The organism is Nostoc mirabile CHAB5784 (assembly GCF_020829645.1).
GTDB classification, from domain to species: Bacteria; Cyanobacteriota; Cyanobacteriia; order Cyanobacteriales; family Nostocaceae; genus Nostoc; species Nostoc mirabile.
Window position 1 is genome coordinate 25,091 of the sequence record NZ_JAIVFS010000057.1, and the last position, 26,432, is coordinate 51,522.

Annotated in this window: 26 protein-coding genes and 2 pseudogenes; 12 read left to right on the forward strand and 16 right to left on the reverse strand. The window is 41.5% G+C overall.

Going from position 1 to position 26,432, the window contains the following annotated elements; genetic code table 11:
• Nucleotides 1-51: 51 nt before the first annotated feature.
• Together LC653_RS28090 and LC653_RS28095 are read right to left on the reverse strand one after the other, a co-directional pair.
• Nucleotides 52-660: a chemotaxis protein CheC gene (locus tag LC653_RS28090; RefSeq protein ID WP_229497940.1), complete on the reverse strand. Its 609-nt coding sequence runs from the start codon at nucleotides 658-660 to the stop codon at nucleotides 52-54.
• A gap of 6 nt (nucleotides 661-666) precedes the next feature.
• On the reverse strand, nucleotides 667-1,032 hold the full coding sequence (locus tag LC653_RS28095) for a response regulator (protein WP_229497941.1): 366 nt from the start codon (nucleotides 1,030-1,032) through the stop codon (nucleotides 667-669).
• A 665-nt stretch (nucleotides 1,033-1,697) separates the two neighbouring features.
• Here LC653_RS28095 and LC653_RS28100 point away from each other — a divergent pair.
• The 7 genes from LC653_RS28100 to LC653_RS28130 all read left to right on the forward strand — a co-directional run bounded on the left by LC653_RS28100 (nucleotide 1,698) and on the right by LC653_RS28130 (nucleotide 9,547).
• A complete protein-coding gene (locus LC653_RS28100; RefSeq protein WP_229497942.1) occupies nucleotides 1,698-3,929 on the forward strand; it encodes a chemotaxis protein CheA in 2,232 nt (743 codons plus the stop codon).
• On the forward strand, nucleotides 3,922-4,392 hold the full coding sequence (locus LC653_RS28105; RefSeq protein WP_229497943.1) for a chemotaxis protein CheW: 471 nt from the start codon (nucleotides 3,922-3,924) through the stop codon (nucleotides 4,390-4,392). The genes LC653_RS28100 and LC653_RS28105 overlap by 8 nt, the downstream gene beginning before the upstream one ends.
• Before the next feature lie 17 nt (nucleotides 4,393-4,409).
• Entirely contained in the window at nucleotides 4,410-5,714 is a 1,305-nt protein-coding gene (locus LC653_RS28110; protein ID WP_229497944.1) for a methyl-accepting chemotaxis protein, read from the forward strand.
• Between the two features lie 517 nt (nucleotides 5,715-6,231).
• The gene (locus tag LC653_RS28115) at nucleotides 6,232-7,293 is read left to right on the forward strand and encodes a protein-glutamate methylesterase/protein-glutamine glutaminase (protein WP_229497945.1); all 1,062 of its coding nucleotides are present in this window, start codon (nucleotides 6,232-6,234) and stop codon (nucleotides 7,291-7,293) included.
• Nucleotides 7,293-8,147 carry a CheR family methyltransferase gene (locus LC653_RS28120; protein WP_229497946.1) on the forward strand — a complete coding sequence of 285 codons (855 nt, stop codon included), beginning with the start codon at nucleotides 7,293-7,295 and terminating at the stop codon, nucleotides 8,145-8,147. Before LC653_RS28115 ends, LC653_RS28120 begins: the two co-directional genes overlap by 1 nt.
• Before the next feature lie 158 nt (nucleotides 8,148-8,305).
• Nucleotides 8,306-8,776, forward strand: a complete 471-nt coding sequence (locus tag LC653_RS28125; protein ID WP_229497947.1) for a calcium-binding protein — start codon at nucleotides 8,306-8,308, stop codon at nucleotides 8,774-8,776.
• 90 nt (nucleotides 8,777-8,866) lie between these two features.
• The gene (locus LC653_RS28130) at nucleotides 8,867-9,547 is read left to right on the forward strand and encodes an ATP-dependent Zn protease (RefSeq protein ID WP_229497948.1); all 681 of its coding nucleotides are present in this window, start codon (nucleotides 8,867-8,869) and stop codon (nucleotides 9,545-9,547) included.
• A 632-nt stretch (nucleotides 9,548-10,179) separates the two neighbouring features.
• On the opposite strand, the gene LC653_RS28135 is transcribed toward LC653_RS28130, so the two are convergent.
• Nucleotides 10,180-11,199 carry a diguanylate cyclase gene (locus LC653_RS28135; RefSeq protein WP_229497949.1) on the reverse strand — a complete coding sequence of 340 codons (1,020 nt, stop codon included), beginning with the start codon at nucleotides 11,197-11,199 and terminating at the stop codon, nucleotides 10,180-10,182.
• Between the two features lie 934 nt (nucleotides 11,200-12,133).
• Nucleotides 12,134-12,338 (reverse strand): annotated as a pseudogene (locus tag LC653_RS28140) (heavy-metal-associated domain-containing protein).
• Between LC653_RS28140 and LC653_RS28145 the strand changes: the two are divergent.
• The 3 genes from LC653_RS28145 to LC653_RS28155 all read left to right on the forward strand — a co-directional run bounded on the left by LC653_RS28145 (nucleotide 12,271) and on the right by LC653_RS28155 (nucleotide 16,609).
• On the forward strand, nucleotides 12,271-12,450 hold the full coding sequence (locus tag LC653_RS28145; protein ID WP_229497964.1) for a hypothetical protein: 180 nt from the start codon (nucleotides 12,271-12,273) through the stop codon (nucleotides 12,448-12,450). The pseudogene LC653_RS28140 and the gene LC653_RS28145 sit on opposite strands and share 68 nt — an antisense overlap.
• A 143-nt stretch (nucleotides 12,451-12,593) precedes the next feature.
• Nucleotides 12,594-15,236 carry an alanine--tRNA ligase gene (alaS, locus tag LC653_RS28150; protein WP_229497950.1) on the forward strand — a complete coding sequence of 881 codons (2,643 nt, stop codon included), beginning with the start codon at nucleotides 12,594-12,596 and terminating at the stop codon, nucleotides 15,234-15,236.
• A 632-nt stretch (nucleotides 15,237-15,868) separates the two neighbouring features.
• Nucleotides 15,869-16,609, forward strand: coding sequence for a hypothetical protein (locus tag LC653_RS28155; protein ID WP_229497951.1), 741 nt, complete (start codon nucleotides 15,869-15,871; stop codon nucleotides 16,607-16,609).
• Here the strand turns inward: LC653_RS28155 and urtE are convergent.
• From urtE to LC653_RS28175, 4 genes are all read right to left on the reverse strand, one after another.
• On the reverse strand, nucleotides 16,572-17,270 hold the full coding sequence (urtE, locus tag LC653_RS28160) for an urea ABC transporter ATP-binding subunit UrtE (protein ID WP_190733880.1): 699 nt from the start codon (nucleotides 17,268-17,270) through the stop codon (nucleotides 16,572-16,574). The genes LC653_RS28155 and urtE overlap by 38 nt on opposite strands.
• 25 nt (nucleotides 17,271-17,295) lie before the next feature.
• Nucleotides 17,296-17,721: a type II toxin-antitoxin system VapC family toxin gene (locus LC653_RS28165; protein WP_229497952.1), complete on the reverse strand. Its 426-nt coding sequence runs from the start codon at nucleotides 17,719-17,721 to the stop codon at nucleotides 17,296-17,298.
• Nucleotides 17,722-17,854: 133 nt separating this feature from the next.
• Nucleotides 17,855-18,136 (reverse strand): hypothetical protein, encoded by a 282-nt coding sequence (locus LC653_RS28170; RefSeq protein ID WP_229497953.1) that lies wholly within the window; start codon nucleotides 18,134-18,136, stop codon nucleotides 17,855-17,857.
• Nucleotides 18,137-18,263: 127 nt separating this feature from the next.
• The gene (locus LC653_RS28175) at nucleotides 18,264-18,437 is read right to left on the reverse strand and encodes a hypothetical protein (RefSeq protein ID WP_229497954.1); all 174 of its coding nucleotides are present in this window, start codon (nucleotides 18,435-18,437) and stop codon (nucleotides 18,264-18,266) included.
• Between the two features lie 180 nt (nucleotides 18,438-18,617).
• Between LC653_RS28175 and LC653_RS28180 the strand changes: the two genes are divergently transcribed.
• Nucleotides 18,618-19,013 (forward strand): hypothetical protein, encoded by a 396-nt coding sequence (locus tag LC653_RS28180; protein ID WP_229497955.1) that lies wholly within the window; start codon nucleotides 18,618-18,620, stop codon nucleotides 19,011-19,013.
• A gap of 89 nt (nucleotides 19,014-19,102) precedes the next feature.
• Here LC653_RS28180 and LC653_RS28185 read toward each other — a convergent pair whose 3' ends face one another.
• Nucleotides 19,103-19,456: a hypothetical protein gene (locus tag LC653_RS28185; RefSeq protein ID WP_229497956.1), complete on the reverse strand. Its 354-nt coding sequence runs from the start codon at nucleotides 19,454-19,456 to the stop codon at nucleotides 19,103-19,105.
• A gap of 254 nt (nucleotides 19,457-19,710) precedes the next feature.
• Between LC653_RS28185 and LC653_RS28190 the strand changes: the two genes are divergently transcribed.
• Entirely contained in the window at nucleotides 19,711-20,319 is a 609-nt protein-coding gene (locus LC653_RS28190; RefSeq protein WP_229497957.1) for a Uma2 family endonuclease, read from the forward strand.
• A gap of 38 nt (nucleotides 20,320-20,357) precedes the next feature.
• On the opposite strand, the gene LC653_RS28195 is transcribed toward LC653_RS28190, so the two are convergent.
• The 7 genes and pseudogenes from LC653_RS28195 to LC653_RS28225 all read right to left on the reverse strand — a co-directional run.
• Nucleotides 20,358-20,489 carry a type II toxin-antitoxin system HicA family toxin gene (locus LC653_RS28195; RefSeq protein ID WP_308189151.1) on the reverse strand — a complete coding sequence of 44 codons (132 nt, stop codon included), beginning with the start codon at nucleotides 20,487-20,489 and terminating at the stop codon, nucleotides 20,358-20,360.
• A gap of 95 nt (nucleotides 20,490-20,584) precedes the next feature.
• Nucleotides 20,585-20,791, reverse strand: a complete 207-nt coding sequence (locus tag LC653_RS28200; protein ID WP_109007382.1) for a type II toxin-antitoxin system HicB family antitoxin — start codon at nucleotides 20,789-20,791, stop codon at nucleotides 20,585-20,587.
• 59 nt (nucleotides 20,792-20,850) lie between these two features.
• Entirely contained in the window at nucleotides 20,851-21,597 is a 747-nt protein-coding gene (urtD, locus tag LC653_RS28205; protein ID WP_229497958.1) for an urea ABC transporter ATP-binding protein UrtD, read from the reverse strand.
• On the reverse strand, nucleotides 21,572-22,690 hold the full coding sequence (gene urtC, locus LC653_RS28210; RefSeq protein ID WP_229497959.1) for an urea ABC transporter permease subunit UrtC: 1,119 nt from the start codon (nucleotides 22,688-22,690) through the stop codon (nucleotides 21,572-21,574). Before urtC ends, urtD begins: the two co-directional genes overlap by 26 nt.
• Before the next feature lie 111 nt (nucleotides 22,691-22,801).
• The gene (gene urtB / locus LC653_RS28215) at nucleotides 22,802-23,962 is read right to left on the reverse strand and encodes an urea ABC transporter permease subunit UrtB (protein ID WP_229497963.1); all 1,161 of its coding nucleotides are present in this window, start codon (nucleotides 23,960-23,962) and stop codon (nucleotides 22,802-22,804) included.
• Nucleotides 23,963-24,340: 378 nt separating this feature from the next.
• Nucleotides 24,341-25,657 (reverse strand): urea ABC transporter substrate-binding protein, encoded by a 1,317-nt coding sequence (urtA, locus tag LC653_RS28220; protein WP_229497960.1) that lies wholly within the window; start codon nucleotides 25,655-25,657, stop codon nucleotides 24,341-24,343.
• Between the two features lie 192 nt (nucleotides 25,658-25,849).
• A pseudogene (locus tag LC653_RS28225) lies at nucleotides 25,850-26,317 on the reverse strand (FAD-dependent oxidoreductase); the annotation flags it as partial.
• Nucleotides 26,318-26,432: the final 115 nt, after the last annotated feature.

The following is a 26,432-nucleotide window of genomic DNA, read 5'->3' on the forward strand; positions in this document are numbered from 1 at the left end:
TCTTCTCAAAATTTTTTAAGACTTTTTTAACCGATTTTTGCTAATATTATATTATTGGATTATTCCAATTTCGTCATTCATTGCATTGATGAGCGCATCAAAAGTGCCCACCAAAAAGATTAAAATAATATCTCCGATAATTTCTAAGCGTTCAATTGTGAAACTGGCTTGTGCCAGTAAGATTTTTGAATCGCTCTCGTATGCAGATAATAATAAATTTTCAAGGGTATCTTCTAAATAAACGGGCAATGTGTAGTTTAGATGCTTCTTTAGCACATTACTGAGTGAACCCATTACCCCATTTATAACAATGTTACCAATTTCGCTCAGTGTGCCAATTTTCACCGCATCTAGGTCAACCGATCCTGGCTTTTCACCTGTAAGCACTGCAACCAATGTTGATGCACTGTCAGTTGGAAAAATTAAGCTAGCAGTGCCATAGAAAGAGCCTGTAAAGCGTAGTTTTACAGATGCCAAAGTCTGATCATGAAATCGTGTTGCTAATTCTTGATAGGCATCGGCAGCAGTTAACACTTTAACAACCGGAATTTTCAGACGAATGTGAGAGTCTACCATTTCATTAAGTAGACTTGCTGCTCGACCGACTCCAATATTAATTAACTCTTGCAGGGCATCCAGTTCTTCTGCTGTCACATTCATGAAAACTTATTCCTTGGTATTAAGAACTTCCTGGACTGCCTTTCGCAATTCATTTTCTTTTGGCGGTTTATTAATAAAGTTCACTGCCCCCAAGCTATAACTTTGATTGCGTGCCCCATCTTGGATATCGGCGGAAATGATAATGGTGGGAATTTTTAATTCTTTATCTTGCATAGCTTTCAGAAATTCAAAGCCATTCATATCTGGCATGAGAAGATCCGCTAATACACAATTTGGTTTATGGTTGTAAACCATTTCTAATCCCTCACGCCCATTAGTTGCTTCTATAATTTCATAACCATCGATTTGCAGAAACTTACGGATCATTCTGCGAGAAAAAGCTGCATCATCGATAATCAAAACCATTGCCATCAGCTTTGTCCTTTTATGCTTTAACTTAATAATTCTTGATTTAGGCTAATTAGCCTACATTATTAATTAAAATGGATGAATTCAAGAATAAATAAATATAATTTTACAATTATCAATAATAGTTTCGGAAAAATTCTCAAACTCGCTAAAACTATAATGCTATGCTGGGCAGCTAAAATTATTAATAATGGGAACTTTTAAAATTTGTTAAGTATTTAAAATCCGAGCTAATTCCAGCTTTCCTATCCGTTGCCAATGCAAAATCCTTGTGTGATGGATATAGGTTAGACGGTCGATTTCTCGCAGGCTCATGCCATTAAGATACATTTTGAGGCATACCTGCTTGACATGGTTTGAATAGTACCAAGGTTGTTAGGATTTGAGAAACTGACGTTAGCGAACGCGAACAGCGTCTCGTAGAGAAGCGGGGCGGAACGCACGTCGCATTATTTGCACTTGTAACATTCTCTGTCTTGACGACGACCATTCTTGAAACTTTGGGTTGAATAGCAACGATAACATTGCCTGTCTTTTAACTATATCATTAGGGCAAATATAATGTCTTCAGCCTCATAAAAGACAAACATCTCTCTTTAGATAGAGATTGCTGAGGTTGAATATTAAATTAGTATTAAAGGATATACAAATTTTTACTTTATTAACCAATGGAGTTGAATGAAATTGACGATGATATAGAAGCATTTCTCGTTGAAAGCTATGAGAACTTGAATCAAATTGAAGGCGATATTATTGAGCTAGAGAAAGCATCTGCGAATGGAGAAGCATTAGTTCGCATTTATCGCTCACTTCACACGCTTAAAGGAAATTGCGGCTTTTTGCCGTTTCCTAATTTGGAATCACTTGCTCATGCTGGGGAGAATTTGCTCTCGTGTCTGCGCGATCGCCAACTAGCAATCACCCCTGACATTGTTAGTACTTTACTACAAACAGTTGACAGCATTCGGCAAATTCTGTCTCAAATTCAAGCTGCAAAGCATGAGGGCGATCGCGATTATTCAGCAATAATTGGTACTTTAACCCGATTGTCAGAAACTAAACAGATTCCAAAACCCTCTCAATCGCATGAGCCTATTGTTAATATACAAACGCCACAAATAGATGCAGAAGCTCAAAAAGATACAGCAGGTAGTGAGTCTGTCAATAACGAACTCACAGAAATATCAACTTCGACAACATCAGAATCTGCTTATATCCGAGTCAATGTTAATCTGCTAGATCAGATGATGAACCTAGTGGGTGAACTCGTTTTAGCCCGTAACCAGGTAATCGGATTTAGTACCAAGTTTAAGGATAATGGTTTTGCTGCTACCTGCCAGCACCTGAGCCTACTTACAGCCGAGTTGCAGGAAGGGGTGATGAAAACTCGGCTGCAACCAATTAGTTCCATCTGGCAAAAGTTCCCTCGCGTGACCCGCGATTTAGCGATCGCTTCCGGTAAAGAAGTTGAAGTGGAGATGGAGGGGGCAGATACTGAACTAGACAAAAGTATTATTGAAACAATTAAAGACCCTTTGACGCATTTAGTACGCAATTGCATCGATCATGGGATTGAATTACCAGCCGAGCGGGTTGCTTGTGGTAAACCAAGCTTAGGACGGCTATTTCTTAGAGCCTTTCACGAAAGCGGCAAAGTAAATATTGAAATTGGCGATGATGGTCGCGGTCTGAATTTAGAACGCCTCAAAGGGCGAGCGCAGCAACTTGGTTTAGTAAACGCTGTGCAAGCTGCAACCATGAGCGAGTCAGAAGCGATGAACTTAATTTTTTTATCCGGCTTCTCGACTGCTCAACAGGTGACTTACCTTTCCGGGCGAGGGGTTGGGATGGATATTGTCAAGAGTAATATTGAGAAGATTAACGGAACGATTGAAATTTACAGCCAAGACGGACAAGGAACGACCTTCAAAATCAAGATTCCGTTGACATTAGCAATTATTCCAGCATTGATTGTCAGCAGTGGGGGCGATTTCTATGCTATTCCCCAAGCGAGTCTACAAGAGCTAGTACGCCTAGAAGCACTCAATAGTATTGAGATGTTATACGATGTGCCTGTGTATCGCTTGCGGGGTAATCTTGTACCCTTGATTTATCTCAACGAAGTGTTGCAACAGGATAGTGTCAGCAACTTAGAAACGCTCAGTCTGGTAATTGTGCAAGTTGATAATTATCGCTTTGGACTAGTCGTAGATACAATCGAAGACATCCAAGATATTGTAGTTAAACCTTTAGGAAAACAGTTAAAGGCGCTATCCCTATTTGCAGGAGCCACTATTTTAGGGGATGGCACAGTGGCATTAATTATTGATGTTGTCGGTCTGGCAAACCGAACTGGTATAATCGCCAAACAAAAGCAGTTGCTAAACGAAAATGCTACAAATAGCCAAGAGCAAGCAGGCTCACGCCAAACAATTTTGCTGTTTGAGGGGCCCCAAGGCGCACGCATGGGCATTCCACTGGCGATCGCCTTTCGGCTCGAAGAGATTCTTGCTTCTGCTGTCGAAAAAGTGGGTAATCAGGATGTTTTACAGTCTTACGGTCAAATTCTGCCACTGATTGATCTTTATAAGATATTTTGCGTTGGCGTAGCCCGCCTTTGGCATCGCGATCGTAATCAGTTTAATGATGAGGCTTTGGCGACAGTTGCAGAAACGCTCCAGATAATTATTGTTTCTCCATACTCAGAACTCAGTGTTGGGCTAGTGGTTGATCGCATTCTCGACATTGTGGAAGAACCACTAACCATTAAAGGTATCCCTAGTAGACCTGGTGTGCTTTTCTGTGCTGTAATTCAAGGACAAATCACAGAAATTCTTGACATTGAGACTGTAATTCGGATTGCTAACCCTCATTTGCTACAATTAGCGACTCATGACTGAACAACAAATTTGCACATTTTTTCTCAAAGGAGTTTACTTTGGTATTGACGTGCAACACGTTCAAGAAGTGATTCGTCCACAAGCAATGACTCGTGTACCTTTGGCACCACCAGATATCTGTGGGTTGATTAATTTACGTGGACAAATTATTACTGTCATCGATTTGCAGCGTCGATTAGAGATCAGCGAACCGCAGACACAATCAACTACAAAACTTGTAGATCAGCCGCAGGGATTTAATATCATTGTGTGTTCTGATAATGAAGTAGTCAGTCTGTTCGTTGATTGCGTGGGAGATGTTTTAGAGTTCGCACAAAACACCTTTCAACCCCCACCCGCAACGTTAAAAGGTAGAATGCGTCAGATGCTAGCAGGAGCTTACCCGCTCCCAGAGGGATTTCTGTTAGTTCTAGACGCTGAGAAAATTCTAGATGTTAATTTAAAAAATCAGATTATCGAATAATTCAGGAGCGCTTTGCAATGACTACAAATCGGGCTGGGAAAACAGCCAACTCTAAATCTCCCTCGGTGGATAGTGCAGATTCGCAACCGACCGATGACAGTGTGACAAAAGTACAATTGCAAGCGTTACTAATAGCACTGAAGGCTGCAAAAAACGGTGATTTTACCATCCGTTTAGCTGATGAGAATAATGAACTGGGTGAAATTGCCTCAGTTTTTAATGAATTGGTAAGTTTAAATCAAAACTTTGCTAACGAAGTTAATCGCTTGGCATCCGAGATTGGTATCCAAGGGAAGCTTGGTTCTCAAGCCGTTGTCAAAGGAGCAGGTGGGAGTTGGAAAGAATCGGAGGGCAACTTGAATCAGATGTCTACAAATTTAAAAGAGCAGATAAAAGGTATTAATCAGGTCAGCCTTGCCGTCGCTCAAGGAAATTTGTCCAAGCAAATCGAGGCAAACAATGCAGGAGAGTTTAAGCAGCTCACGGATAATGCAAATCAGATGATTAGCAGCCTGAAGTCTTCAATCAGACGGATGACAGAGGTGGCAACAGCAGTTGCGTCTTCGGCAGAAGAACTGACCGCAGTCAGTAAAGAAATGACTGAGAACGCCGAACAAACAGCCGAACAGGCCACTTCTGCTTCTGCCTCTGCTGAACAGGTAAGTCAGAATACTAATACAGTTGTGACTGCCGTGGAAGAGATGAATGCTAGCATTCGAGAAATTGCTAAGACCGTTACTGAAGGAGCAAAGGTCACGACTGAGGCAGTTAAAACAGCTGAACGCACGAACGAGACAATTAACAAACTCGGTCAAAGCAGCATTGAAATTGGCAAAGTTATTAAAGTCATTACCTCGATCGCAGGGCAAACAAACTTGCTAGCACTCAATGCTACGATTGAGGCGGCTAGAGCCGGGGATGCAGGTAGAGGATTTGCCGTAGTCGCAAATGAGGTGAAAGAATTAGCCAAACAAACGGCAAGTGCTACTGAAGATATTAGCCAGCGAATTGAAGCTATTCAGACAGATACAAAAAGTGCCGTTCAAGCCATCACTCAGATTACTACTATTATCAATCAAATCAACGACTTCCAAAGCACGATCGCCAGTGCTATTGAGGAACAAACTGCAACTACAAATGAAATTGGTCGAAATATGGCTGAGGCAGCCAAAGGAACATCAGATATTGCCAAAAGTATTGGAATTGTGGCACTCAACACTCAAAGTACGACTACTGGAACTAGTAATACCTTAGAGGCAGCTACACAACTCTCTCGAATGGCAGTAGATTTGCAGAAAGTCGTCAATCAGTTTAAGTATTAAGAGAAGGCAGTCCCGAAGCACAGGTGTCAACTTAACGTAAAAGTCATGTCCCGCAAGGAACTGAAGTTCCTTGCTAATAGCAAAAGTCATCTGAAGATGACTAAATATACCTAAAAATCTTTAGTCTACTTCAGTAGACTTTAGCTGTTAGCCTTGAACTTTAGTTCCAGGCGGGTGAGTCAGCCAACAGTTAAGTTATTTCTAGGCTTTTGTTGACACCAATAGTCCCGAAGAAGTGGCAGGGGGCAGGAGAGGAGATATATTTTAGAATCCAACAATGAGCCTTTGAACTCCATTAATGAGCCTTTGAACTCCATTAAAGAGTCTTTGAACTCCATTAATGAGTCTTTGAACTCCATTAATGAGTCTTTGAACTCCATTAATGAGTCTTTGAACTCCATTAATGAGTCTTTGATACTCGTGAACAAGCATAAAAATTCACCTTGTCCCCCTGCCCCCTGCCCCCTGCCCCCTGCCCCCTGCCCCCTGCCTCCTGCCCCCTGCCCCCCATTCCCCAATGCCCAAAATCCGGGTACTCGTTGTTGATGACGCCGTTGTAGTACGGAGTCGATTAAGTAAAATTTTGTCTAGCGATCCAGAACTGGAGGTGGTAGGAGTCGCGGCTAATGGTCGCATTGCTCTTGCCAAGATTTCCCATGTTAATCCCGATGTGATCATCCTGGATATTGAGATGCCGGAGATGGATGGTTTGCAAACCCTGTCCGCTATCCGACAAATATATCCACGCTTACCAGTGATTATGTATAGTACCTTCACACGCAGTGGAGCGATCGCAACGCTGGAAGCTCTTTCTTTAGGTGCTTCAGACTATGCCACAAAACCTAGTAACTTAGGAAGTGTAGAGGCAACAAACCAACATATTCGGGATGATTTGATTCCCAAAATTAAGGTATTTGGTGCATTTTTCACACCCAGCGCAATTACCCATCCAGTTGTTTTTCCTGTTCGTAGCGATATACAGCAGGTGGAGGTTGTGGCAATTGGGGTTTCTACCGGAGGCCCAAATGCTCTAGGTGTAGTGCTTAAAGAGTTTCCAGCAGATTTATCAGTGCCGATTTTGATTGTGCAACACATGCCGCCAATGTTTACGAAACTACTAGCTAAACAATTAGCTTCCAAGTGCAAAATTCCAGTAGACGAAGCGGTTTCTGGACAGATAGTAAAACCGGGACATGCCTGGATTGCACCAGGAGATTTTCATCTAATTGTGCAACGCGACAAAACTGGGGTTCAACTTACCACCCATCAAGCATCAAGAGAAAATTCCTGTCGTCCTTCAGTCGATGTGCTGTTGCGATCAGTTGCACAGGTTTATGGTGCTGGGGCGATCGCTGTTATCCTCACGGGTATGGGGCAAGATGGGTTGCATGGCTGTCAGTGCATACGCGAGGCGGGTGGACAGGTACTTGCACAAGACAAAGCCACTAGCGTCGTCTGGGGAATGCCTAGTTTTGTCGTTAATGCCGGACTTGCCAATCAAGTTCTTCCGCTTAACCAAATCGCAGATGAAATTATGCACAGAATTCGTTCCAATCAAGTTCCTCTTTCAGACCTGTAATGACAAAGATTATGGGTGTAAGCAGCACTGATTTTGAGTATCTTCGGGAATTAGTTCATCATCATTCAGCCGTTGTGTTGTTTGGTGATAAAAGCTATTTAGCAGAGTTACATTTGCAGCCAATTATCGAATCGGCAGGATTCGCTTCCATCACTGATTTGGTTACTTACTTGCGAACTCAGCCGTTTAATAGTCTTCACGTCCAGACAATCGAGGCGCTAGTCACTAACGAAACGTCATTCTTCCGTGATAGACACCCTTTTGAAGCACTGAAAAAATACGTGCTACCAGAGTTAATTAAAGAACGAGCAATTGAGCGATCGCTCAACATTTGGTGTGCTGCCTGCTCTAATGGACAAGAACCTTATAGCATTGCCATATTAATTCATGAACATTTTCCCATGCTTACCAATTGGTCGCACAAGCTAATTGCGACTGATTTTTCTACTAAGGTTTTAGCGCGTGCCTGCGAAGGGCATTATAACCAACTTGAAATTAATCGGGGACTCCCTAAAAATATTCGCGATCGCTACTTTCACAAGCTAGAAACTGACTGGCAAATAAAGGAATACATTCGCCAGATGGTTGATTTTCGTCAGTTAAATCTTTTGCAATCTTGGTCATCTCTACCGCAATTCGACGTTATCTTTTTACGGAATGTTTTAATTTACTTTGATGTTGTGACCAAGAAAGCCTTGCTAAAAAAGATCAAGCAGCAATTAAGGCCAGATGGCTACTTATTTCTTGGTAGTGGTGAAACGACTATCAGCCTAGATGAATCATTCAAGCGGGTTTTATTTGACAAGGCTATCTGCTATCGATTGCACAATCCTAAAGTCAAAATTGCCGATTGAAGTAAAAATCAGCAAGTTGCTGTTTGCAGCCGGAAAAAATATTGTATATTTACAATACACACATGCTTACAAGAAAATATTGCATGTTTGCGATACGTAAGTATATCTTTGATTTTTAGACCTTGTAACTTAAAACACCAATTACCTCATAAATAAGTATGTCTATTATCACTGGAACCTCTCTAAACGATGTTCTTAACGGTACACTCAACAACGATGTAATCGATGCCCTGGATGGAGATGACAACCTTAATGGTAGAGATGGTAATGATATTCTGATTGGCGGATTGGGTAAAGATATCTTAACTGGTGGAGCAGGATCTGATACCTTCCGTTACAATAGTGCTTTAGAGGGTGGCGATATTATCAACGACTTAAATGCATCTCAAGGTGATAAAATCCAAGTTTCCGCATCTGGATTCGGAGGTGAACTCCAAGTAGGGCTATTACAAGCTTCTCAATTCAGGCTCGGTAGTGCTTTCACCAATACCAACCAACGCTTTAGATTTGACATCAATAGCTCGATTCTATTCTTCGACAGAGATGGTAGCGGTTCGCAATTTGGCTCCGTCGAAATTGCTAAAATAAACGGCGTTAACGGTCCTCTAACTACCCAAGTAATCGCCTAAAATTGATACCGAAACTCTGCGTGGGCGTAGCCAATCGTAGACATTGCCTCATAGTGTAGAAAGATTAAGCAGATTTTCAGAAAACTCTCAATGAGCCAGACTAGCCTAAATTTAGTTGCAATATCTATCTTTCTGATGACTCTATCGGTACTGCTGGGGCCATTCTTGAATTTATCACCAGCAGTACCGGCGATCGCTACCTTCGCTATTTTGGGAATAGCCACTTTTGACAGTTTTAGCTTGCAAGGCAAGGGTGGTACTATCTTTTTAGATTGGATTGCTGGATTTTCAAGTGAACACCGCGATCGCATCGTCCACCACGAAGCAGGGCATTTCTTGGTTGCTTACCTGTTAGGTATTCCCGTTACCGGCTACACCCTCAGCGCTTGGGAAGCCTGGAAACAGGGTCAACCTGGGCAAGGCGGCGTTAGCTTTGATGACGGCGAATTAGCATCTCAACTAGAAGTGGGTAAAATCAGTGCCCAAATGCTAGACCGCTACTGCACTGTTTGGATGGCGGGTATTGCTGCTGAAACCCTAGTGTTTAATAATGCTGAGGGGGGATCTGATGATAAAAATAAGCTGATAGGAGTCTTGACAATTTTGGGCTTTTCTGAGTCAGTTTATCAGCAGAAATTGCGGTTTCATACCCTCCAGGCAAAAACCCTACTGCAAGAAAATTGGTCTAGCTACGAGGCTTTAGTTAATGCCATGCGACAACGCACTTCGGTAGAAGATTGTCATGCAAAGTTAGGAGTAAGAGGGGAGTAGGGAGTGGGGAGTGGGGAGTGGGGGAGCAGGGGGAGATTAACAATTCAAAATTCACGCATTCAAAATTCAAACATTTTAGACATTTTCAGATGGGGATTTAAACCCCAACTGAAACTGCGCTACGTGTAATGGTTGGGGTCTTAAACCCCAATACGGTTCGGTTAAGGCAAGAGACGCGATAAATCGCCGTCAAGACAAAGGACTGATTATTGTCAGGACTTACGCACAAGGAATGGAAAATCGTAGACGCTTCTTCGGCTTGCCGCAGGCTACCACAGAGAAGCCAGTGCGCCCTTGCGGTTAAGAGACTTGAAGCAACTGGCGCGACGCAGAGAAGCCAGTGCGCCCTTGCGGTTAAGAGACTTGTTCGCGCAGCGTCTCCCCTTGGGAGAAGCAACTGGCGCGACACGGAGGAATAAGAGTTTGAGAGTTTTTTTGCGTAAGTCCTAATTGTAAAGACGGCGATTTCTCGCGTCTTTGCGATTAGCGGCGTGTCATCAAAAAACCTTATCCGAACCGTATTGTCTTAAACCCTTTAATTTCCGATAACTAATGACTAATGACTAATGACTAATGACTAATGACTAATGACTAATGACTAATGACTAATGACTAATGACTAATTCCCAATTTTAAGAAGAAACAGCTTTTAGATGTGGGACATGAGATAAATAGTTCGAGGCAATAACCCGATTACGTCCAGTAGTTTTAGCTTGTAGCAAGCATTGATCGGCACGATGCAACAGACTTACTCCTTGATCGTCATCCTCAGGTTGCAGACAGGCTGTGCCTAGACTAATGGTGATATTAATTGTCAGTTTATTGCTGAGTGAAAATGGTTCCTCGCAGACTACCCGATTCAGACGACGAGCTACTAATAGTGCTTCCTCATCGGTAGTATTAGCCAAAATAATCACAAATTCTTCGCCACCATAGCGAAATGCTGTGTCTTGACAGCGCAGATTATGCCGCAGACGCTTACATAGCAGCTGTAAGATGCGATCGCCAACTAAATGCCCGTGAGTATCGTTAACTTTCTTGAAATGATCTACATCCAGAATAATCAAACTCATGGAAGTTTTTTGAGTCTTAGCTTTTTTTATTTGCCTGGGTAAGTCCCATTCTAAAGCACGACGATTATTTAATTCTGTCAAGGAATCAGATAAGGCGATCGCTGATAACATATCATTTGTCCGAATCAAATCTCGGTATTTTTGTGCTTTTCGCAAGCCAACAGTCAATTGAGCAAGTATTAGTCCATGCTTGGCGGTCAACTCTGCCATATGGTCTGTTTTTTCATCAAGAAGATGCCAAATATAAGCATCGGCTCCTTGCTTTAGTGCCGCAGCACTCATCTCTAATTCCCTGTGCCAACCCTTATTTCTATCAATAAGCTCCTGGGGACGATCCTCGAAGAGAATACAGTATATCCAGGATAGTTTTGTCTGGTCTTTCAACCAACTGCAAAGTTCCATACTACCATCCAGACTAGCCTGCACAAGTATTATATCGGGGGGCGTAATTTGAATCCGCGACACTGCTTGATTAAGATTGTCTATAACTTCTACACTAAAAGCAGTCGCATAACGGATCTGATCTGGAAGTGTGGCGATAAAGTTATTTTTTCCAAAGACCAGAATAGACATATTCATTGCTTTATTTTTTATCCTATTTAACTTTTAAAGAGATTAACTTTCTAAGACTTGCTGCTCTTGTTGGCTAATACCAAATATTATTTTTTAGGTGGAGTTATATTTGCTGATATATTATTTTGTCGCCGAATCTACTATATTTTTACAATTTTAATCTCCTCTTTAGACTTTATCTTTACTACTACCGTTTCTGAAACCTCCTCTTCTGACAACTAATGTCTTCTTTACAGTATATTTTTAAAACCGTAATAATACTGAATATTATTGAGAAGCAGAAAACTGTTTTTGTAGTTTCTTAAGTGTTCTTTTCCTCAACTAATTACAAAAATAAATAATTTGTAATAGCTGTCATCTTAGGTAGCCAAATTTATTCCTGTGAAGAAAAATAAATAAATAAATTATAAAAATTTTTCATCCAATTATAAAAGCCAAAACTATTTCATTGAATGAGAAATGTTATTAACCAAACAGTAGTTAAGCCTTTTTCTTTAAAAAATAGGCTTTTATGAAGTATCAAGGTAGGGGTTGAATTGCAAAAAAAAACGCGAATCAAATAGACAGCAAAAGTCGCCACTACTAAGGCAGTAGGCTTATAGCACTAACCTACCCTACAATTTTAGATGGAATTTTTAGGGTAAAAATTCACACTTTAAGTGAAGTTCCACAATGTGTTAGTAGGAGAAACAAAAGGTTTCTATCTACACTTTTGCTGTGTTTATTTGTTTACTTAATTCACGTCTTTCTTTGTTTACCGCAACCTCATAAATCTAGAAAACAAAGCTAAATAAAAGAGTTTATGTTAAAACCTGCCCCTAATGTGTGTGGGGAAATTAGTTCAATTCCGCCCGTAGAAAGGGCGGAAAAAATATAAAAAATTTTGTTAGCGTACCCTAAGATATGAAAATCTCAACTTCTGTGAAAAGCTAGAACCTGATCAATAACCCTCAAAAGCATAACCAGCAGCAAGAATTACCTGTTTGATTGACTCTTCAGAAGCTGCGGATTCTAGCGTGACAGTTTTAGCATTAATTAACATCGATATTCACCTTGGACTCAGGTTCCCTAACGTGGATGGATTTAGTAAGTATTTCTCCACATCCCTCACAAGCAATATTTGATACTTTTAGTTTTAGTGCCATTTGTTACCCTAGTATGGGAATTTTAAAGTATTTCTTAAGGATTAATCTTAAAGACCAAAATGCGCGATCGCGCATCCTGCCAGAGTCAGATTATGGTGTAAAAGCTTTCTAATCACTGCATTTTGCTCACCGACTGGCACAATTCGCTGGCAGTAATATGAAACAAAATGCAAGAATATATAAAGCTATTTATGAAAATACACTTACTTAGTGCCGCTACGCCCAAGTCTGTAAAGTCTAAAGTTAAAAACACCCATGTCTTCAAATCCCCAGTACCTAAGCGGTAACGAAATTCGCAACATATTTCTCGACTTCTTTGCCCAACGGAATCACCAAATTCTTCCAAGTGCCTCCCTCGTGCCAGAAGACCCAACCGTGCTGCTGACGATCGCGGGGATGCTACCATTTAAGCCGATATTCTTGGGGCAGCGCACACCAGAATTTAAGCGGGCTACGACTTCGCAAAAGTGTATCCGCACCAACGATATCGAAAATGTCGGACGCACCAAACGGCATCAGACGTTTTTTGAGATGCTGGGCAATTTCAGCTTTGGTGATTATTTTAAAGAACAAGCGATCGCTTGGGGTTGGGAAATCTCTACACAAGTCTTTGGCTTCTCCCCAAACAACCTGGTTGTCAGCGTTTTTGAAGAAGATGATGAAGCTTTTGGTATCTGGCGCGATCAAATTGGTGTGCCGATAGCGAGAATTAAGCGCTTGGGCGAAGACGATAACTTTTGGGTATCTGGGCCGACTGGGCCTTGTGGCCCTTCTTCAGAAATTTATTACGACTTCCACCCAGAACGCGGTGACGAAAATATAGATTTAGAAGACGATTCCCGGTTCATCGAGTTTTACAACCTCGTCTTCATGCAATATAACCGGGATGCGTCAGGCAATTTAACGCCACTGCAAAACAAGAACATTGACACTGGGATGGGTTTGGATAGAATGGCGCAAATCCTCCAAAAAGTACCCAATAACTACGAAACTGACCTAATTTTCCCAATTATTCAAACAGCAGCCCAAATTGCTGGTATTGACTACCACAAAAGTGATGAAAAAACCAAAGTCTCTCTAAAAGTCATTGGCGATCACGTTCGTGCTGTCGTCCACATGATCGCCGATGAAATTCGCGCTTCCAACGTGGGACGGGGTTATGTGCTACGGCGGTTAATTCGGCGGGTGGTGCGTCATGGGCGATTAATTGGCATTTCTGGAGAATTTACTACTCAAGTTGCCGAAACTGCGATCGCTCTTTCTGAATCAGCTTACCCCAATGTGCGCCAACGGGAAGCCGCAATTAAAGCTGAGTTGCAACGGGAAGAATCGAATTTTCTCAGAACTCTGGATAGAGGCGAAAAACTTCTAGAAGAAATTATCCAAGAGGTGAAACAGCGAGGGGAAACTCAAATTAGTGGTGAAAGCGCATTTACCCTTTATGACACCTACGGATTTCCCCTGGAACTTACTCAAGAAGTTGCTGAAGAAAATAATCTCACAGTTGATGAAGCGGGATTCGATGCCGAAATGCAAAAGCAGGTGGAACGTGCCAAAGCAGCACACGAAACCATCGATTTAACTGTACAAAGTTCCCTCGACAAATTGGCAGAACACATCCAAGTCACCGAGTTTTTAGGCTATATCCAATCGGCGGCGACGGCAAAAGTCGAAGCGATTTTGGTAGAAGGTGTTTCTCAAGAGGAAGCAGAAGCGGGGACACAGGTACAAATAGTCCTTGACAAAACGCCATTTTATGCTGAATCTGGGGGACAAATTGGCGATCGCGGTTATATCTCTGGTGATGGTATTGTAGTTCGGGTAGAAGATGTGAAGAAAGAATCTGATTTCTTTGTTCACTTCGGACGCATCGAACGCGGTACACTGCGCGTAGGCGATAATGTAACCGCTCAAATTGATCCGGCTTGTCGCCGTCGCGCCCAAGCTAACCATACCGCAACCCACCTGTTGCAAGCAGCTTTGAAAAAAATTGTTGATGATAGCATATCTCAAGCTGGTTCCCTAGTATCTTTTGACAGGTTGCGCTTTGACTTCAACTGTCCTCGCGCGTTGACAGCAGAGGAAGTGCAACAAATTGAAGAACAGGTGAACACTTGGATTGCCCAAGCACATGCTGCAAAAGTGGAAGTATTACCTTTAGCAGAGGCGAAAGCTAGAGGTGCTGTTGCGATGTTCGGCGAAAAATACGGCGAGGAAGTGCGCGTGATTGACTTCCCCAACGTATCAATGGAACTGTGCGGTGGAACTCATGTGAGTAATACGGCTGAAATTGGCGTATTTAAAATTATTTCTGAAGCTGGTGTGGCTTCTGGGGTGCGGCGTATTGAAGCTGTTTCGGGGCCAGCAATACTGGATTATCTCAATCTTCGGGATAAAGTAGTTAAAGATTTGAGCGATCGCTTTAAAGTTAAACCCGAAGAATTACCAGACAGAATCACAAGTTTGCAAAGCGAACTTAGAACCAGTCAAAAGGAACTGGAAACCTTGAAGGTACAGTTAGCGATCGCAAAATCTGACAGCTTGTTGCAAACAGCCGAAACTGTAGGCGATTCTAAAATTATTGTCGCCCAATTAGAAGATGTTGATCCAGAATCATTGAAAACCGCAGCCGAACGCTTGCTGCAAAAAATCGGGAACGGTGCAGTGGTGCTGGGTTCTGTTCCTGAAGAAGGGAAAGTTAGTATAGTTGCAGCTTTTAGTTCAGAAGTGAACAAAAAAGGTTTGCAAGCTGGTAAATTTGTAGGTGCGATCGCTAAAATCTGCGGTGGCGGTGGCGGTGGAAGACCGAACTTAGCCCAAGCAGGCGGACGGGATGCGAGTAAATTACCAGAAGCGTTGGAACAAGCCGAAAGTGAGTTAAAGTCCGCGTTGGGTTAACCATCTTCTGCTTCAACGAGAGAGACTTGTGTAGCGCACCAAGCGAATTGGTGCGTTACGGCTCATACGTGTCAACTTAACGCAAAACTCATGTCCCACAAGGAACTGAAGTTCCTTGCTAATAGCGAAAGTCATCTAAAGATGACTAAATAATCCAAAAAATCTTTAGTCTACTTTAGTAGACTTTAGCTATAAGAGAGGAACTTTAGTTCCAGGCGGGTGAGTCAAGCCAACGGTTAAGCTATTATCTAGCTTCAGTTGACACCAATGGTTACAGCTTCGCCTAACACACCATACATTTTAGGTTAGGTTATGAAGATTCTTGCTGCTCATCTTCTACGTAGTTATCATTGGGAGATATAGGACTAGTATTTGATTTTTGAAATGCACGTAGTGGACTGTCTACGCAAAATAGTGCATTAGACGTAGACGTAGGTTGGGTGGAGCGGAGCGCAACCCAACATATATCAGGATGTTGGGTTACGCAAAGCCTCCACCCAACCTACAATTTTTTTGCTACGTAGTTATCATTGGGAGATATTACCCAACCAAAGTTTAGAGGTAGTTGTGGTTCCCACTAATCGCCCTAAAGATGGGTTGCGGGTTAGATTTCAACCTCGGTGAAATGTGTTATGGCATCCCAAATAGACATACATTTGCCTAATGGAGTTTTGCAACGCTTACAAAATGTGAAAGATTTTGTAAGTGAAAATGTTAACTCTCTAAGTAACTCAGCACAACAAGTTGGGGAGTCTTTGAAGGCAACAGCAACTACAACGACTGATAAAGCAATTGATACTGTCACCACAAGTTTAGAGGAAACTTGGCAAACTGCTGAGAAATTTAAAAGTACAACATCGGGCGCAGTTAAAAATGCGATGGCATCTTCTGTAAGTGATTGGCTGACACAACACCCGATATTTTTTAGGTTAGTTCAAATACTAGGTTGGGCGACTAATCACCCAATTATTAGTATAGTGATTTTGCTGTTTGCGATCGCTCTCATCTGGAGCATCATTAAAGCAATTGTCCGCTTGATTGAAACAGCTAGTTGGTCAATACTCCAAGTTCCGTTAAAATTGCTTCAGGCTTTGTTTAAAGTTAGCTTTCTATCCTTAACTAAAGTTAGCAGTTTTGCAGTTCAACGAATCACAGCTACTAAAACAATTGATAACCTACCAGCTTTGTTACCTGAAAATTTTCAACCAAGTAAGCAACAACGATTAGCAGAAATTTCTTATCGCTTAGAAGCAATTCAAAAGGAACAACATGAGCTTTTACAAGAAGCCGCAGACTTAATTGCTTCAGATACTGTTGATATAGACATTTCCAAAATTAAACAGCTAAAAAGCGTTGAATCACATCTTGGCTGAGTTCGGCTGTGGAACCGGAGGCGACAATACCACCTTTTTGCATAGCGTAATAGTAATCAGCCTGACGGACAAAGTGTAAATGTTGCTCTACCAATAAAACCGAAATGCCTGTGGTTTCGACAATGCGACGAACTGCGGCTTCAATTTCTAGGATGATGGAGGGTTGAATACCTTCGGTGGGTTCATCTAAGACGAGTAATTGAGGTTCTCCCATTAAAGCACGAGCGATCGCTAATTGTTGCTGCTGTCCCCCACTCAAATCACCGCCCATCCGCGAAAGCATGGTTTTTAACACCGGGAATAAGCTAAAAACTTCCTCTGGAATTTCTGCTTTTTTTACTGGTTTGCGTCTGGCTTCTAACCCCAGTAGCAGATTTTCTTTGACTGTCAAACGGGGGATAATTTCTCGTCCTTGGGGGACATAACCGATTCCTAACTTTGCCCTTTGGTCAGGAGATTTCGAGTTGATTAATTCTCCAGCTAAGTTAATAGTACCACTGCGGGGTTTGAGTAAACCCATAATTGTTTTTAGTAAAGTAGATTTCCCTACGCCATTGCGTCCAATCAGGCATATCATTTGCCCAGATGGTACGCTTAAATCTACATTGCGGAGAATATGGCTTTCACCGTAGTAAACGTTAAGATTAGAGATTTTTAGCATTAGAAATTACCTGTATATGAAAATTTCACCCAGAGGCGCAGCGCAGTGTTAGCCTATTGCTCCAACAAACGAGTAAAACCTTCTTGCTCAAGTGTTTATCAGTTGTTAATGCCTCCATAATTCCTTGCCTACGCATTAACACAAAGCTTACAGCATCACATAACGAATAGGTTTTATCCTGTCTTGCTAACAATAAATCTATTGCTTCTCGATGTAGCGGCTCATCAACCCATACAATTTGAACGTTTGAATTGTTGATCAGTTCAAGGCTGTATGACAGTACAATTGAACGGGAAAAGCCTCGAACCAATGCTAGAGCCACTAATTCTGCTAAAACATAGTTGTGCGTAAGCCGAGTTCTGCTTGTACTAGCAATCAGTTCAACTGCCCTTTCATGTTGTGGCTCATCTTTATGGAGAAAGCAGAGCAATCCTGACGTATCAAGCAGCATAATCTACATTACCAATGCTTAAAAGTCATTGGTGTAATACCAATTCTGCATGAAGATGCATATAATAAGACCCCCCTGTAGTCCCCCCTTGATAAGGGGGGACGGCGTAGCCGGGGGGTAAATATATGCAGCTTCACAAAGAAACGGTATAAGCTTTTGCCAAGTCAGCATCAATGCTTTCGTTATCTATACCTGTGGCATAACCCAAGCTAATTGCACCTGCATAACTAAGTAAACGTTGATGTGCTTCTTCTGGCTGAACTTCTGGTTGTAGCTTTGCACCAGTCAGAAGACGATGCTGCCCATCAAGAGATGTCACAATCAATTCTGCTACCGAAAGCCCGATGGCATCAGCTTGCTGCTGCAAAGCTGCATAGACATCATCACTTAATTCCAGTGTTAGCAGTTGGCTCATAGGAATAAACGATTGCAAGTAAAGCTAGGGCAATTATAGCTCAATACAGTTCAGTTAAGCCCCAAATCATTTGTAGAGACTAGCAATTGCAACGTCTCTACATACCTAAAATCAATACCAAAAATCCTTAACCCAAGCATATTGCTATATAGAATACTGTAGCGACTACTCTCAAGTCTGTAGCGACTACTCTCAAGTCTGTAGCGACTACTCTCAAGTCTGTAGCGACTACTCTCAAGTCTGTAGCGACTACTCTCAAGTCTGTAGCGACTACTCTCAAGTCTGTAGCGACTACTCTCAAGTCTGTAGCGACTACTCTCGTGTTTGCTACCTCTTGCCTTTTTACATGAGTAATTATACACCGAAATATTACTGAGATAAGCTCAAAAATTTTATGATCAGAAATTGCGATTTATGCTGAAGCGGAATCGGGCTTAATTGAGGCAAGCTAGCTCTAGAAGTATCTTAAAAGAGCAAATTTATGTCTCGTAAAAAACGTACATCCCGCATTTTAGAAAAAGTTGAGTTAAGAGCATCTGGGATGAAATCGATTGTTCCAAGCATTAAATTTGAACAAGATTATACTTTACAAAAACTGATTGAGTCAATCGAACAGTTACGTAACAAACTTGATGTTCATAATAGCGCTCTGGCTATAGTTGACTCTTCTCTAACTGAAGTTGAAGAGATGGAAAAAAATTTGAGTCAGCTTTCTGAGAAAATGTTAATGGTGGTTGCTATCAAGTACGGCAAAGACAGCGCTGAATATGAGATGGCGGGTGGTGTTCGCAATAGCGATCGCCTCCGCAAAATGAGATCGAGCCGCTTAAAAAATATTGCAGAACAAGCATCAGATAAAAATGCTAAAACTGCATAGAAAATTATGCTTTGCCTCCCCTCCCCGATGCTTTGGGGAGGGGATTAAGGGGTGTTCAGATATCCTCTAAGCCTCAAACCTATGTAGGGTTATCCTCTCCTGGGAATTCTAACAACACCACTTGGGGAAATTGTTAAAGAATGTGAAGTCTTTGTGTCTTGAGGTGTGTTGATGAAAAAGTTTCCTTGTTCATCAATTCCAAGGTCGAAAAATTGTGCAGGCACTCCTTTTGAACCAACTAACCGTATTACTCTTCCCCAGGTATTTTCGGTAGAAAATTGAGCTTTTTGCTCAACAATTAGTGGCAAAGTACTACCAACAATATCTTTTCCCTGAATTATAGTCGAGTTAGGATTGGTTTGTACTATTACAGCGAATGCTCGAGTAGCAAAGAAAGTTACTGCTAGAATTAGTACTATTGTTGTTGTTATGCGTTTAATCATTTTTTATTATCAATAGTAAAAAACACCAAAAATATCATAATTTTTCTACTTATAAGAAAAAACAGTGATTATAGAGTTAAAATAAACACATTAATTTAGTAATACTCTTGGGAATTGTAATAACACCACTTGGGGAAATTGTTAAAGAATGTGAAGTCTTTGCGTCTTTTTTATTAACAACAGGAAAAACATACCAAAGAAACTATATTTTTTCTACTTCTATTAAAAAGCAGAGCGGTAAGAAGGCAAAGCAAATGATCCAAAGGACGAAAAGCCAAAAACTGCTGACCTTTGATGAGTATCTTACCTATGACGATGGTACAGACACCCGCTATGAGTTGGTGGATGGAGAACTAGTCGAGATGCCACCAGAAAGTCAGGAAAATAGCAATCTGGCAAGATTTCTATTTGTTGAACTCCTAAAACATTTCCCCTTTTATTTAGTTGCTCATAAGGATACAGAAATTGAGGTAGCGGGGCGACGGGCGAGATGTCGTTTACCTGACTTAATGGTTCACACAGAAGAATCTTATGCTGCCCTTATCGGTGCTACTCGTGCTACCCTCACCCGTGATATGCCGCCGCCTGCGCTAGTGATTGAAATTGTTTCTTTGGGTACAGCAAACCGCATTCGTGATTATCGCTACAAGCGGACGGAGTATGCCGCTAAAGAAATATTGGAGTATTGGATTGTTGACTTACAAATGCAACAAATTACGATTTGCCAGTGGGTGGAGGGACAGTATGAGGATAAGGTATTTACAGGTGCGACTTGCATGGAATCAGTGGTAATTGCTGATTGGGCGCTAACAGTAGAGCAGGTGTTTAACAGCGCAAATCGACCAGAATTACCAAGCAAATAGAATCTTATTGAAAAATAAAAACTGGGATGCACTCCGCATCAAATTGCAGAAACAAACTCGTTGACTGTAAGTCCAGCAGTGCGAATCAAACTTCGCAACGTTCCTTTTGCTACTTCACGATGCTCAGGAACAGACAGTGTGGCTAACTCTCCTTCCTTAACCAGGATGATATGGCTTCCACTTTAACGTGCAACTTCCCAACCAAATGACTCAAACACACGAACGACTTCACGTCCGCTAAGAACAGGAAGAGTAAACGCCATAACTAAGCCACAACCTCTACTTGGTGAGTCTCTATGGTAAGTGGCAAACCGCGCTCGGCACGAACTTGTAGGCAGGCAGCTATCGCATCTTTGATATTCTCTAGTGCTTCTTCCTTAGTCTGACCTTGACTTACACAACCCGGAATGCTGGGGCATTCTACTATCCATGCACCATCTTCATCACGATCAACCGTTACATTAAACCTCATATTTCCTCATCCACTAAGCTTGTGACTATAGTATATCTAAGCCTTGTAGAGCTAAAAATTTAGTCTTCCTGTTTTCCCAAATATACTTCAATTACACGAGAGTCATTTTGAACTTCCTGAAAATTTCCTTCGCACAGCACCGAACCTTCATGTAATACCGTTACTTTCTTGGCAATTTGACGCACAAATTCCATATCATGTTCAATTACTAAAATGGAATGACTTTGTGCTAATGCTAAAAGTAGTTCGCCAATATTGTAGGTTTCTTCATCTGTTAAACCAGCAACGGGTTCATCAACGAGTAATAAGTCTGGTGACTGTGCTACTAACATCCCAATTTCTAAACGCTGCTTTTCGCCGTGGGAAAGTAAACCTGCTCTGATGTCAGCTTTATGAGTTAAACCGATAGTTTCTAATAATCCTTTAATACTATTTGTTTCAGCAGTATTAGAACGTCCAAACAAAGTAGAAAAGACATTTTTATTGCGGTTGCTAGTAATTTCTAGATTTTCGCGGGGCGTTAAATTTAAGTAAATTCGGGGTGTTTGAAACTTGCGCCCAATTCCTAAACGCGCAATTTGATGTTCAGGTAAAGAACGCAGGTTTCTTCCTTTGAACATAACTCGCCCAACAGTTGGTTGCACTTTCCCCGTAATCACATCCAGAAATGTTGTCTTTCCCGCACCATTGGGGCCAATTACTACTCGTAATTCACCCACATCCATGCTAAAGTTAAGCTGATTTAGCGCCTTAAAACCGTCAAAACTAACAGTTACGTTTTCAGTTTCCAATATTTTCGCGTTCATGTTGCACTTCGGGGTCTTCTTCCAAGGTGGGATATGTAGCAATTTGTTGACGGCGGTTGAAAAGAGAAATATTCTGACTACGCAACCATCCCACTATGCCGTCAGGAAGCACTGTAACGACTATCAAAAATAGTGCGCCTTGGAAAAATAGCCAGATTTCAGCAAATTGTTCGCTTAAAAAAGTGCGGGCATAATTTACTAACAAAGTTCCCACAATCGCGCCAATTAAAGTAGCGCGTCCTCCGACAGCTACCCAAATCACCATTTCAATGGAAAAAGCAATATCCATTGATCTGGGTGATACAGAACCACTCTGGATGGTGTAAAATGCTCCTGCGATGCCTGCGATCGCACCTGAAACTGCAAACACCAGTACCTTATAATCTGTAGGGTCGTAGCCAGAAAATCTTACCCGACTTTCATCATCACGAATAGCTATCAACAACCTCCCAAAGCGTCCAGTTGTCAACCAGCGACAAATTCCGTAGGTGGCTGCGAGAAACACTACCGTCAAAATGTAGAAAACAAATTGCGTTTTCGCATCGCTGACCGTTGCCCCAAACAAAGTTGTAAAATCTATCAGTCCATTTGTACCGTTGAAAAGCTGTTGTTGACCGTTAAAGAAATTGAAAAATACAATAGTTCCGGCTTGAGTCAAGATAGAAAAATAAACTCCCTTGAGGCGATTTCGGAAAACCAAATATCCCAATAATCCCGCCAATAACCCTGGAATTAGTACGACAAAAGCTATTGTCAAAGGAAAAGAATAAAAAGGTTGCCAAAAGGCGGGAAGTTCCGTAACCCCATAAAGTCCCATGAAATCAGGTAACTCACCAGTAGGAACTTGCAGCTTCAGGTACATTGCGATCGCATATCCACCCAAACCAAAGAAAATACCATGTCCCAAACTTAGTAAACCAGTATAACCCCAAATCAAATCGATACCCAAAGCCACAATCGCCAGCGACAAAAATCGTCCCAACAAATTTAGACGAAACTCCGTAAGCAACAGTGGCATAACAATTATAAGGAAGAGTGCGATCGCAACCACCACCCCCACCTCAATTAATAACCCTCCTCCCCTCTTCCTCATTCTCTGCGTCCTCCCTTCGGGTGACGCTCCTGCGTCGCTAACGCTTCGCTAACACCAGTCGCCTGCGGAGGGAAACCCTCCCGCAGCGCTGGTTCACTGCGTCTCTGCGGTTTAAACATCTACAGTACGTCCCTTCTGCGGAAAAATCCCCCCAGGCTTCCACTGTAAAAACACAATAATCAGCGCAAATACCATCACCTTAGCCATACTCGTCGTCGCAAAAAAACTAAACAAATCAGCCAAAGGCTTCACAGAACTCAACAGCAAAGCCAAAGTCCCAGAACCAATTAAAAAATTAGCCGTACCAATACCCAACGCCGCCACAATCGTCCCGGCTAAATTGCCCACACCTCCAACCACAACCACCATAAAAGTATCAATAATATAGTTTTGTCCCGTATTTGGCCCTACAGAACCGAGCAAACTAATTGCACATCCAGCCACACCAGCTAAACCAGAACCCAGTGCAAAACTAATTGCATCAACCTTTTGAGTTGGTATACCTAAACAAGCACTCATACTGCGGTTTTGCGTCACAGCCCGAATTCTTAAACCCCAGCTAGAACGTTGTAAGAATAGATAAATTCCCGCCACACAGATTATCGTTAAACCAATAATAAATAATCTAGCAAAGGGTAATTGCACACCACCCAAAGACATCCCCGCTTGTAACCAAGTAGGCGCAGTTACATCTACATTTTGAGCGCCAAACCAAGGTTGAGTAACTGCTAACTGATAAGTTTGACTCAATAAATTGCCCGTTGTGATTGTCACTCCCAGCGATAATAAAAATATTACAGCCACAATCCAGTTACGAACTCTTCCCAAATCAGTGCGAGAATTTAAAATCCATAAACCTCCAAAAAACAACAGAGAAAATAAGCCTATGCCAATTACCAATATCCAATTTACGCTACGAACAAACTGTTGAAAAATCAAACTTACTCCCCAAGTTGCCAAGAGAGTTTCTAGAGGCCGTCCATAGAGATAACGAATCACGCCTCTTTCTAGAATTAATCCCACACCAGCCGTGAAAATAAAAGCGATAATCAAAGCCAAAAATATATAGACTTCAAACCACAACCCGCCTAATTGCTTACAGGCATTTTGCACAACAAATGTTGTATAAGCGCCGAACATCATCAATTCACCATGCGCCATATTGATAACGCCCATCAATCCAAATATAATCGCCAACCCCAACGCGGCAATTAATAATACAGCGCCAATACTAATACCATTAAATACAGCTTCTAAAAATCCTGCTAACACTTTTTTCCTCACATACTACTCGTAATTATGTTTAGGGTGTGTTACAGCACAAGTGACTAAACATAGCGACAATAAATATTTTTACCATAACGCACCGATATAAATGCTGCATTGCGCTTCGCTATAACGCACCCTACTAGCGTGTCAAGGCTAAAATAGTGCATTAAACGTAGACGTAGGTTGGGTGGAGCGGAGCGCAACCCAACATATATCAGGATGTTGGGTTACGCAAAGCCTCCACCCAACCTACATTTTTTTTGCAACATTTTAGCCTTGTCACGCCACTACAAAGTTAAGATTGACTAATTCGTAATTGGTAATTAATTACGAATTACGTTAGCGCAGCGTTAGCGACGCAGGAGCGTCATTACGAATTATTTAAACTTTCTTGTACTTACCACCCTTAGCAGGGTCATTCCAATCACAAGCAAATCCCTTAGTCTCTTTTACAAATTGATTCCAAGGAACTGGCTCAACGGCTGTCGGGGTAGCATAGACAATATCAAATAAACCATCTAGCCTTACTTGACCAATTCGCACAACTTTGGATATGTGATGATTGGCATCCATTGTCACTTTACCTTCAGGTGCATCTATAGTTTGACCATACGCCGCAGCACTCACTTTCGCTATGTCTGTAGTACCAGCTTTTTCTACTGCTTGCTTCCACAAATAAACAGCGATGTATGCTGCTTCCATTGGGTCATTTGTTACCCGATTTTCACCGTATTCTTTCTTGAAAGCTGCTACAAATTTTTTGTTAGCAGGTGTGTCTACTGTTTGGAAGTAATTCCAAGCTGCATAGTGACCTTTGAGATACTCTACACCAATTGCTTTAACTTCTTCTTCGGCAATACTGACAGACATGGAAGGATATCTTTCTGGTGTCAATCCAGCACCTTTCAATTGTTTGAAGAAAGCAACGTTGCTATCACCATTCAGAGTATTATAAATTACACCTCCATTAGGCAAAGCTTGCTTAATTTTAGTGATAATTGGTGTAACTTCTGTATTGCCAAGAGGTAAATAATCTTCGCCAACTGTTTTTCCGCCCACAGCTTCTAATTGGGCTTTAATAATTGTGTTAGCAGTGCGGGGAAAAACGTAGTCTGAGCCAACTAAGAAGAATTCTTTTCCTTTATTTTTTAACAGCCAATCAACAGATGGTTCAATTTGTTGATTTGGAGCAGCACCAGTGTAGAAAATATTTTTAGAACACTCTTGACCTTCATATTGCACAGGATACCAGAGCATGTGATTTTTGCTCTCGAATACTGGCTTCACATTCTTGCGGCTAGCAGATGTCCAACAACCAAAAACTACAGCGACTTTATCTTGATCAATTAGCTTAGTTGCCTTTTCTCTAAAAGTATCCCAGTTAGAAGCACCATCTTCGGTAACTGCTTCAATTTGTTTACCTAAGATACCACCGGCAGCGTTAATTTCTTTGATTGCTAATTTTTCAGCATCGACAACGCTTTTCTCACTAATAGCCATTGTGCCACTAAGGGAGTGCAAAATACCTACTTTAACTGTGCCTCCAGCAGTAGCAGCAGCAGGAGATGCAGCAGGAGGTGCGACTGGACTCTCTGTAGCAGTTGGGGAATTATTCGCGCAAGCCTTCAGAAAAAAGCTGCTTCCAAAAGTTAAAGAACCGTAGATTAAAAACTTGCGTCTGTTAAATTGTCTTCTCATCTTTTTATGAATTTTCCTCTTGACCAATCAGCCAACTTAATAGAAAGCTGACAATATTAAACTTTAAAGTGTGATGATAGTGCGATAGTTTACTAGTAAAAAGTTACTTATTATACAAAATAGATGATTTTGTAACAAAAAAATAACTTTACAATATTAATCTTTGTTAAGCTTAGGATTGTGAAATTATTATCAGTGATGAAGAGATAGCTGGATAATAATCTCATCTTTCTTGCCAGATGCAAAATTAGCAAAGCGCTTTGCCAAAGGTGGTATAATCACCAAAGGATTGCTAAAACCAGAGAATAGATGAATGCTTTCAAAATCTGGAATAGTACCAATCAAGGGTAGGCGATCGCTACTAAATCCCACCAAGCAATGATGCCAAGTTCCTGGTAAATTCTCCAAAGTTGGTAAAAGTTGACCAACATTTTTTCGCAACCATTTTTCACTCGCCTCTGAGTTTACCTTGGCATAAGGATCTGTGAGAACGCGGCTAATTTGACCGATGCGAAAGCTACCATCTTGAAACTGAATCGCACCCGCATCTAAAATTGGCGGTACTGGCTCATTACCTGGTTGATTCCACAATTCATCAACTTGAGTAGATTCAGCTTCTAGTTGAAATCGTTGCAGATTAGCTGGCATAACTAACGCTCTTTTATGTCTCTGGTGAGAGAAAAATGCTCTGATTTGCTGAGATTTTTGAAATTCCTTGAAGACTGTGAACAATACAGGCGCTGCTATGTCGGAAATATTGAGAAGTAATCAAATA

Excerpts from the sequence above, each read along its gene's own strand:
- LC653_RS28130 (WP_229497948.1), top strand. The coding sequence starts at position 8,867 with ATGAGCCAGACTAGCCTAAATTTAGTTGCAATATCTATCTTTCTGATG.
- LC653_RS28135 (WP_229497949.1), bottom strand. The coding sequence starts at position 11,199 with ATGAATATGTCTATTCTGGTCTTTGGAAAAAATAACTTTATCGCCACA.
- LC653_RS28145 (WP_229497964.1), top strand. The coding sequence starts at position 12,271 with ATGGATTTAGTAAGTATTTCTCCACATCCCTCACAAGCAATATTTGAT.
- LC653_RS28155 (WP_229497951.1), top strand. The coding sequence starts at position 15,869 with ATGGCATCCCAAATAGACATACATTTGCCTAATGGAGTTTTGCAACGC.
- LC653_RS28120 (WP_229497946.1), top strand. The coding sequence starts at position 7,293 with ATGACAAAGATTATGGGTGTAAGCAGCACTGATTTTGAGTATCTTCGG.
- alaS (WP_229497950.1), top strand. The coding sequence starts at position 12,594 with ATGTCTTCAAATCCCCAGTACCTAAGCGGTAACGAAATTCGCAACATA.
- LC653_RS28180 (WP_229497955.1), top strand. The coding sequence starts at position 18,618 with ATGTCTCGTAAAAAACGTACATCCCGCATTTTAGAAAAAGTTGAGTTA.
- LC653_RS28110 (WP_229497944.1), top strand. The coding sequence starts at position 4,410 with ATGACTACAAATCGGGCTGGGAAAACAGCCAACTCTAAATCTCCCTCG.
- urtD (WP_229497958.1), bottom strand. The coding sequence starts at position 21,597 with ATGAACGCGAAAATATTGGAAACTGAAAACGTAACTGTTAGTTTTGAC.
- urtE (WP_190733880.1), bottom strand. The coding sequence starts at position 17,270 with ATGCTAAAAATCTCTAATCTTAACGTTTACTACGGTGAAAGCCATATT.
- LC653_RS28095 (WP_229497941.1), bottom strand. The coding sequence starts at position 1,032 with ATGGCAATGGTTTTGATTATCGATGATGCAGCTTTTTCTCGCAGAATG.
- LC653_RS28190 (WP_229497957.1), top strand. The coding sequence starts at position 19,711 with ATGATCCAAAGGACGAAAAGCCAAAAACTGCTGACCTTTGATGAGTAT.
- LC653_RS28170 (WP_229497953.1), bottom strand. The coding sequence starts at position 18,136 with ATGAGCCAACTGCTAACACTGGAATTAAGTGATGATGTCTATGCAGCT.
- LC653_RS28090 (WP_229497940.1), bottom strand. The coding sequence starts at position 660 with ATGAATGTGACAGCAGAAGAACTGGATGCCCTGCAAGAGTTAATTAAT.
- LC653_RS28115 (WP_229497945.1), top strand. The coding sequence starts at position 6,232 with ATGCCCAAAATCCGGGTACTCGTTGTTGATGACGCCGTTGTAGTACGG.
- LC653_RS28200 (WP_109007382.1), bottom strand. The coding sequence starts at position 20,791 with ATGAGGTTTAATGTAACGGTTGATCGTGATGAAGATGGTGCATGGATA.
- LC653_RS28125 (WP_229497947.1), top strand. The coding sequence starts at position 8,306 with ATGTCTATTATCACTGGAACCTCTCTAAACGATGTTCTTAACGGTACA.
- urtA (WP_229497960.1), bottom strand. The coding sequence starts at position 25,657 with ATGAGAAGACAATTTAACAGACGCAAGTTTTTAATCTACGGTTCTTTA.
- LC653_RS28105 (WP_229497943.1), top strand. The coding sequence starts at position 3,922 with ATGACTGAACAACAAATTTGCACATTTTTTCTCAAAGGAGTTTACTTT.
- LC653_RS28185 (WP_229497956.1), bottom strand. The coding sequence starts at position 19,456 with ATGATTAAACGCATAACAACAACAATAGTACTAATTCTAGCAGTAACT.
- LC653_RS28165 (WP_229497952.1), bottom strand. The coding sequence starts at position 17,721 with ATGCTGCTTGATACGTCAGGATTGCTCTGCTTTCTCCATAAAGATGAG.
- LC653_RS28100 (WP_229497942.1), top strand. The coding sequence starts at position 1,698 with ATGGAGTTGAATGAAATTGACGATGATATAGAAGCATTTCTCGTTGAA.
- urtC (WP_229497959.1), bottom strand. The coding sequence starts at position 22,690 with ATGAGGAAGAGGGGAGGAGGGTTATTAATTGAGGTGGGGGTGGTGGTT.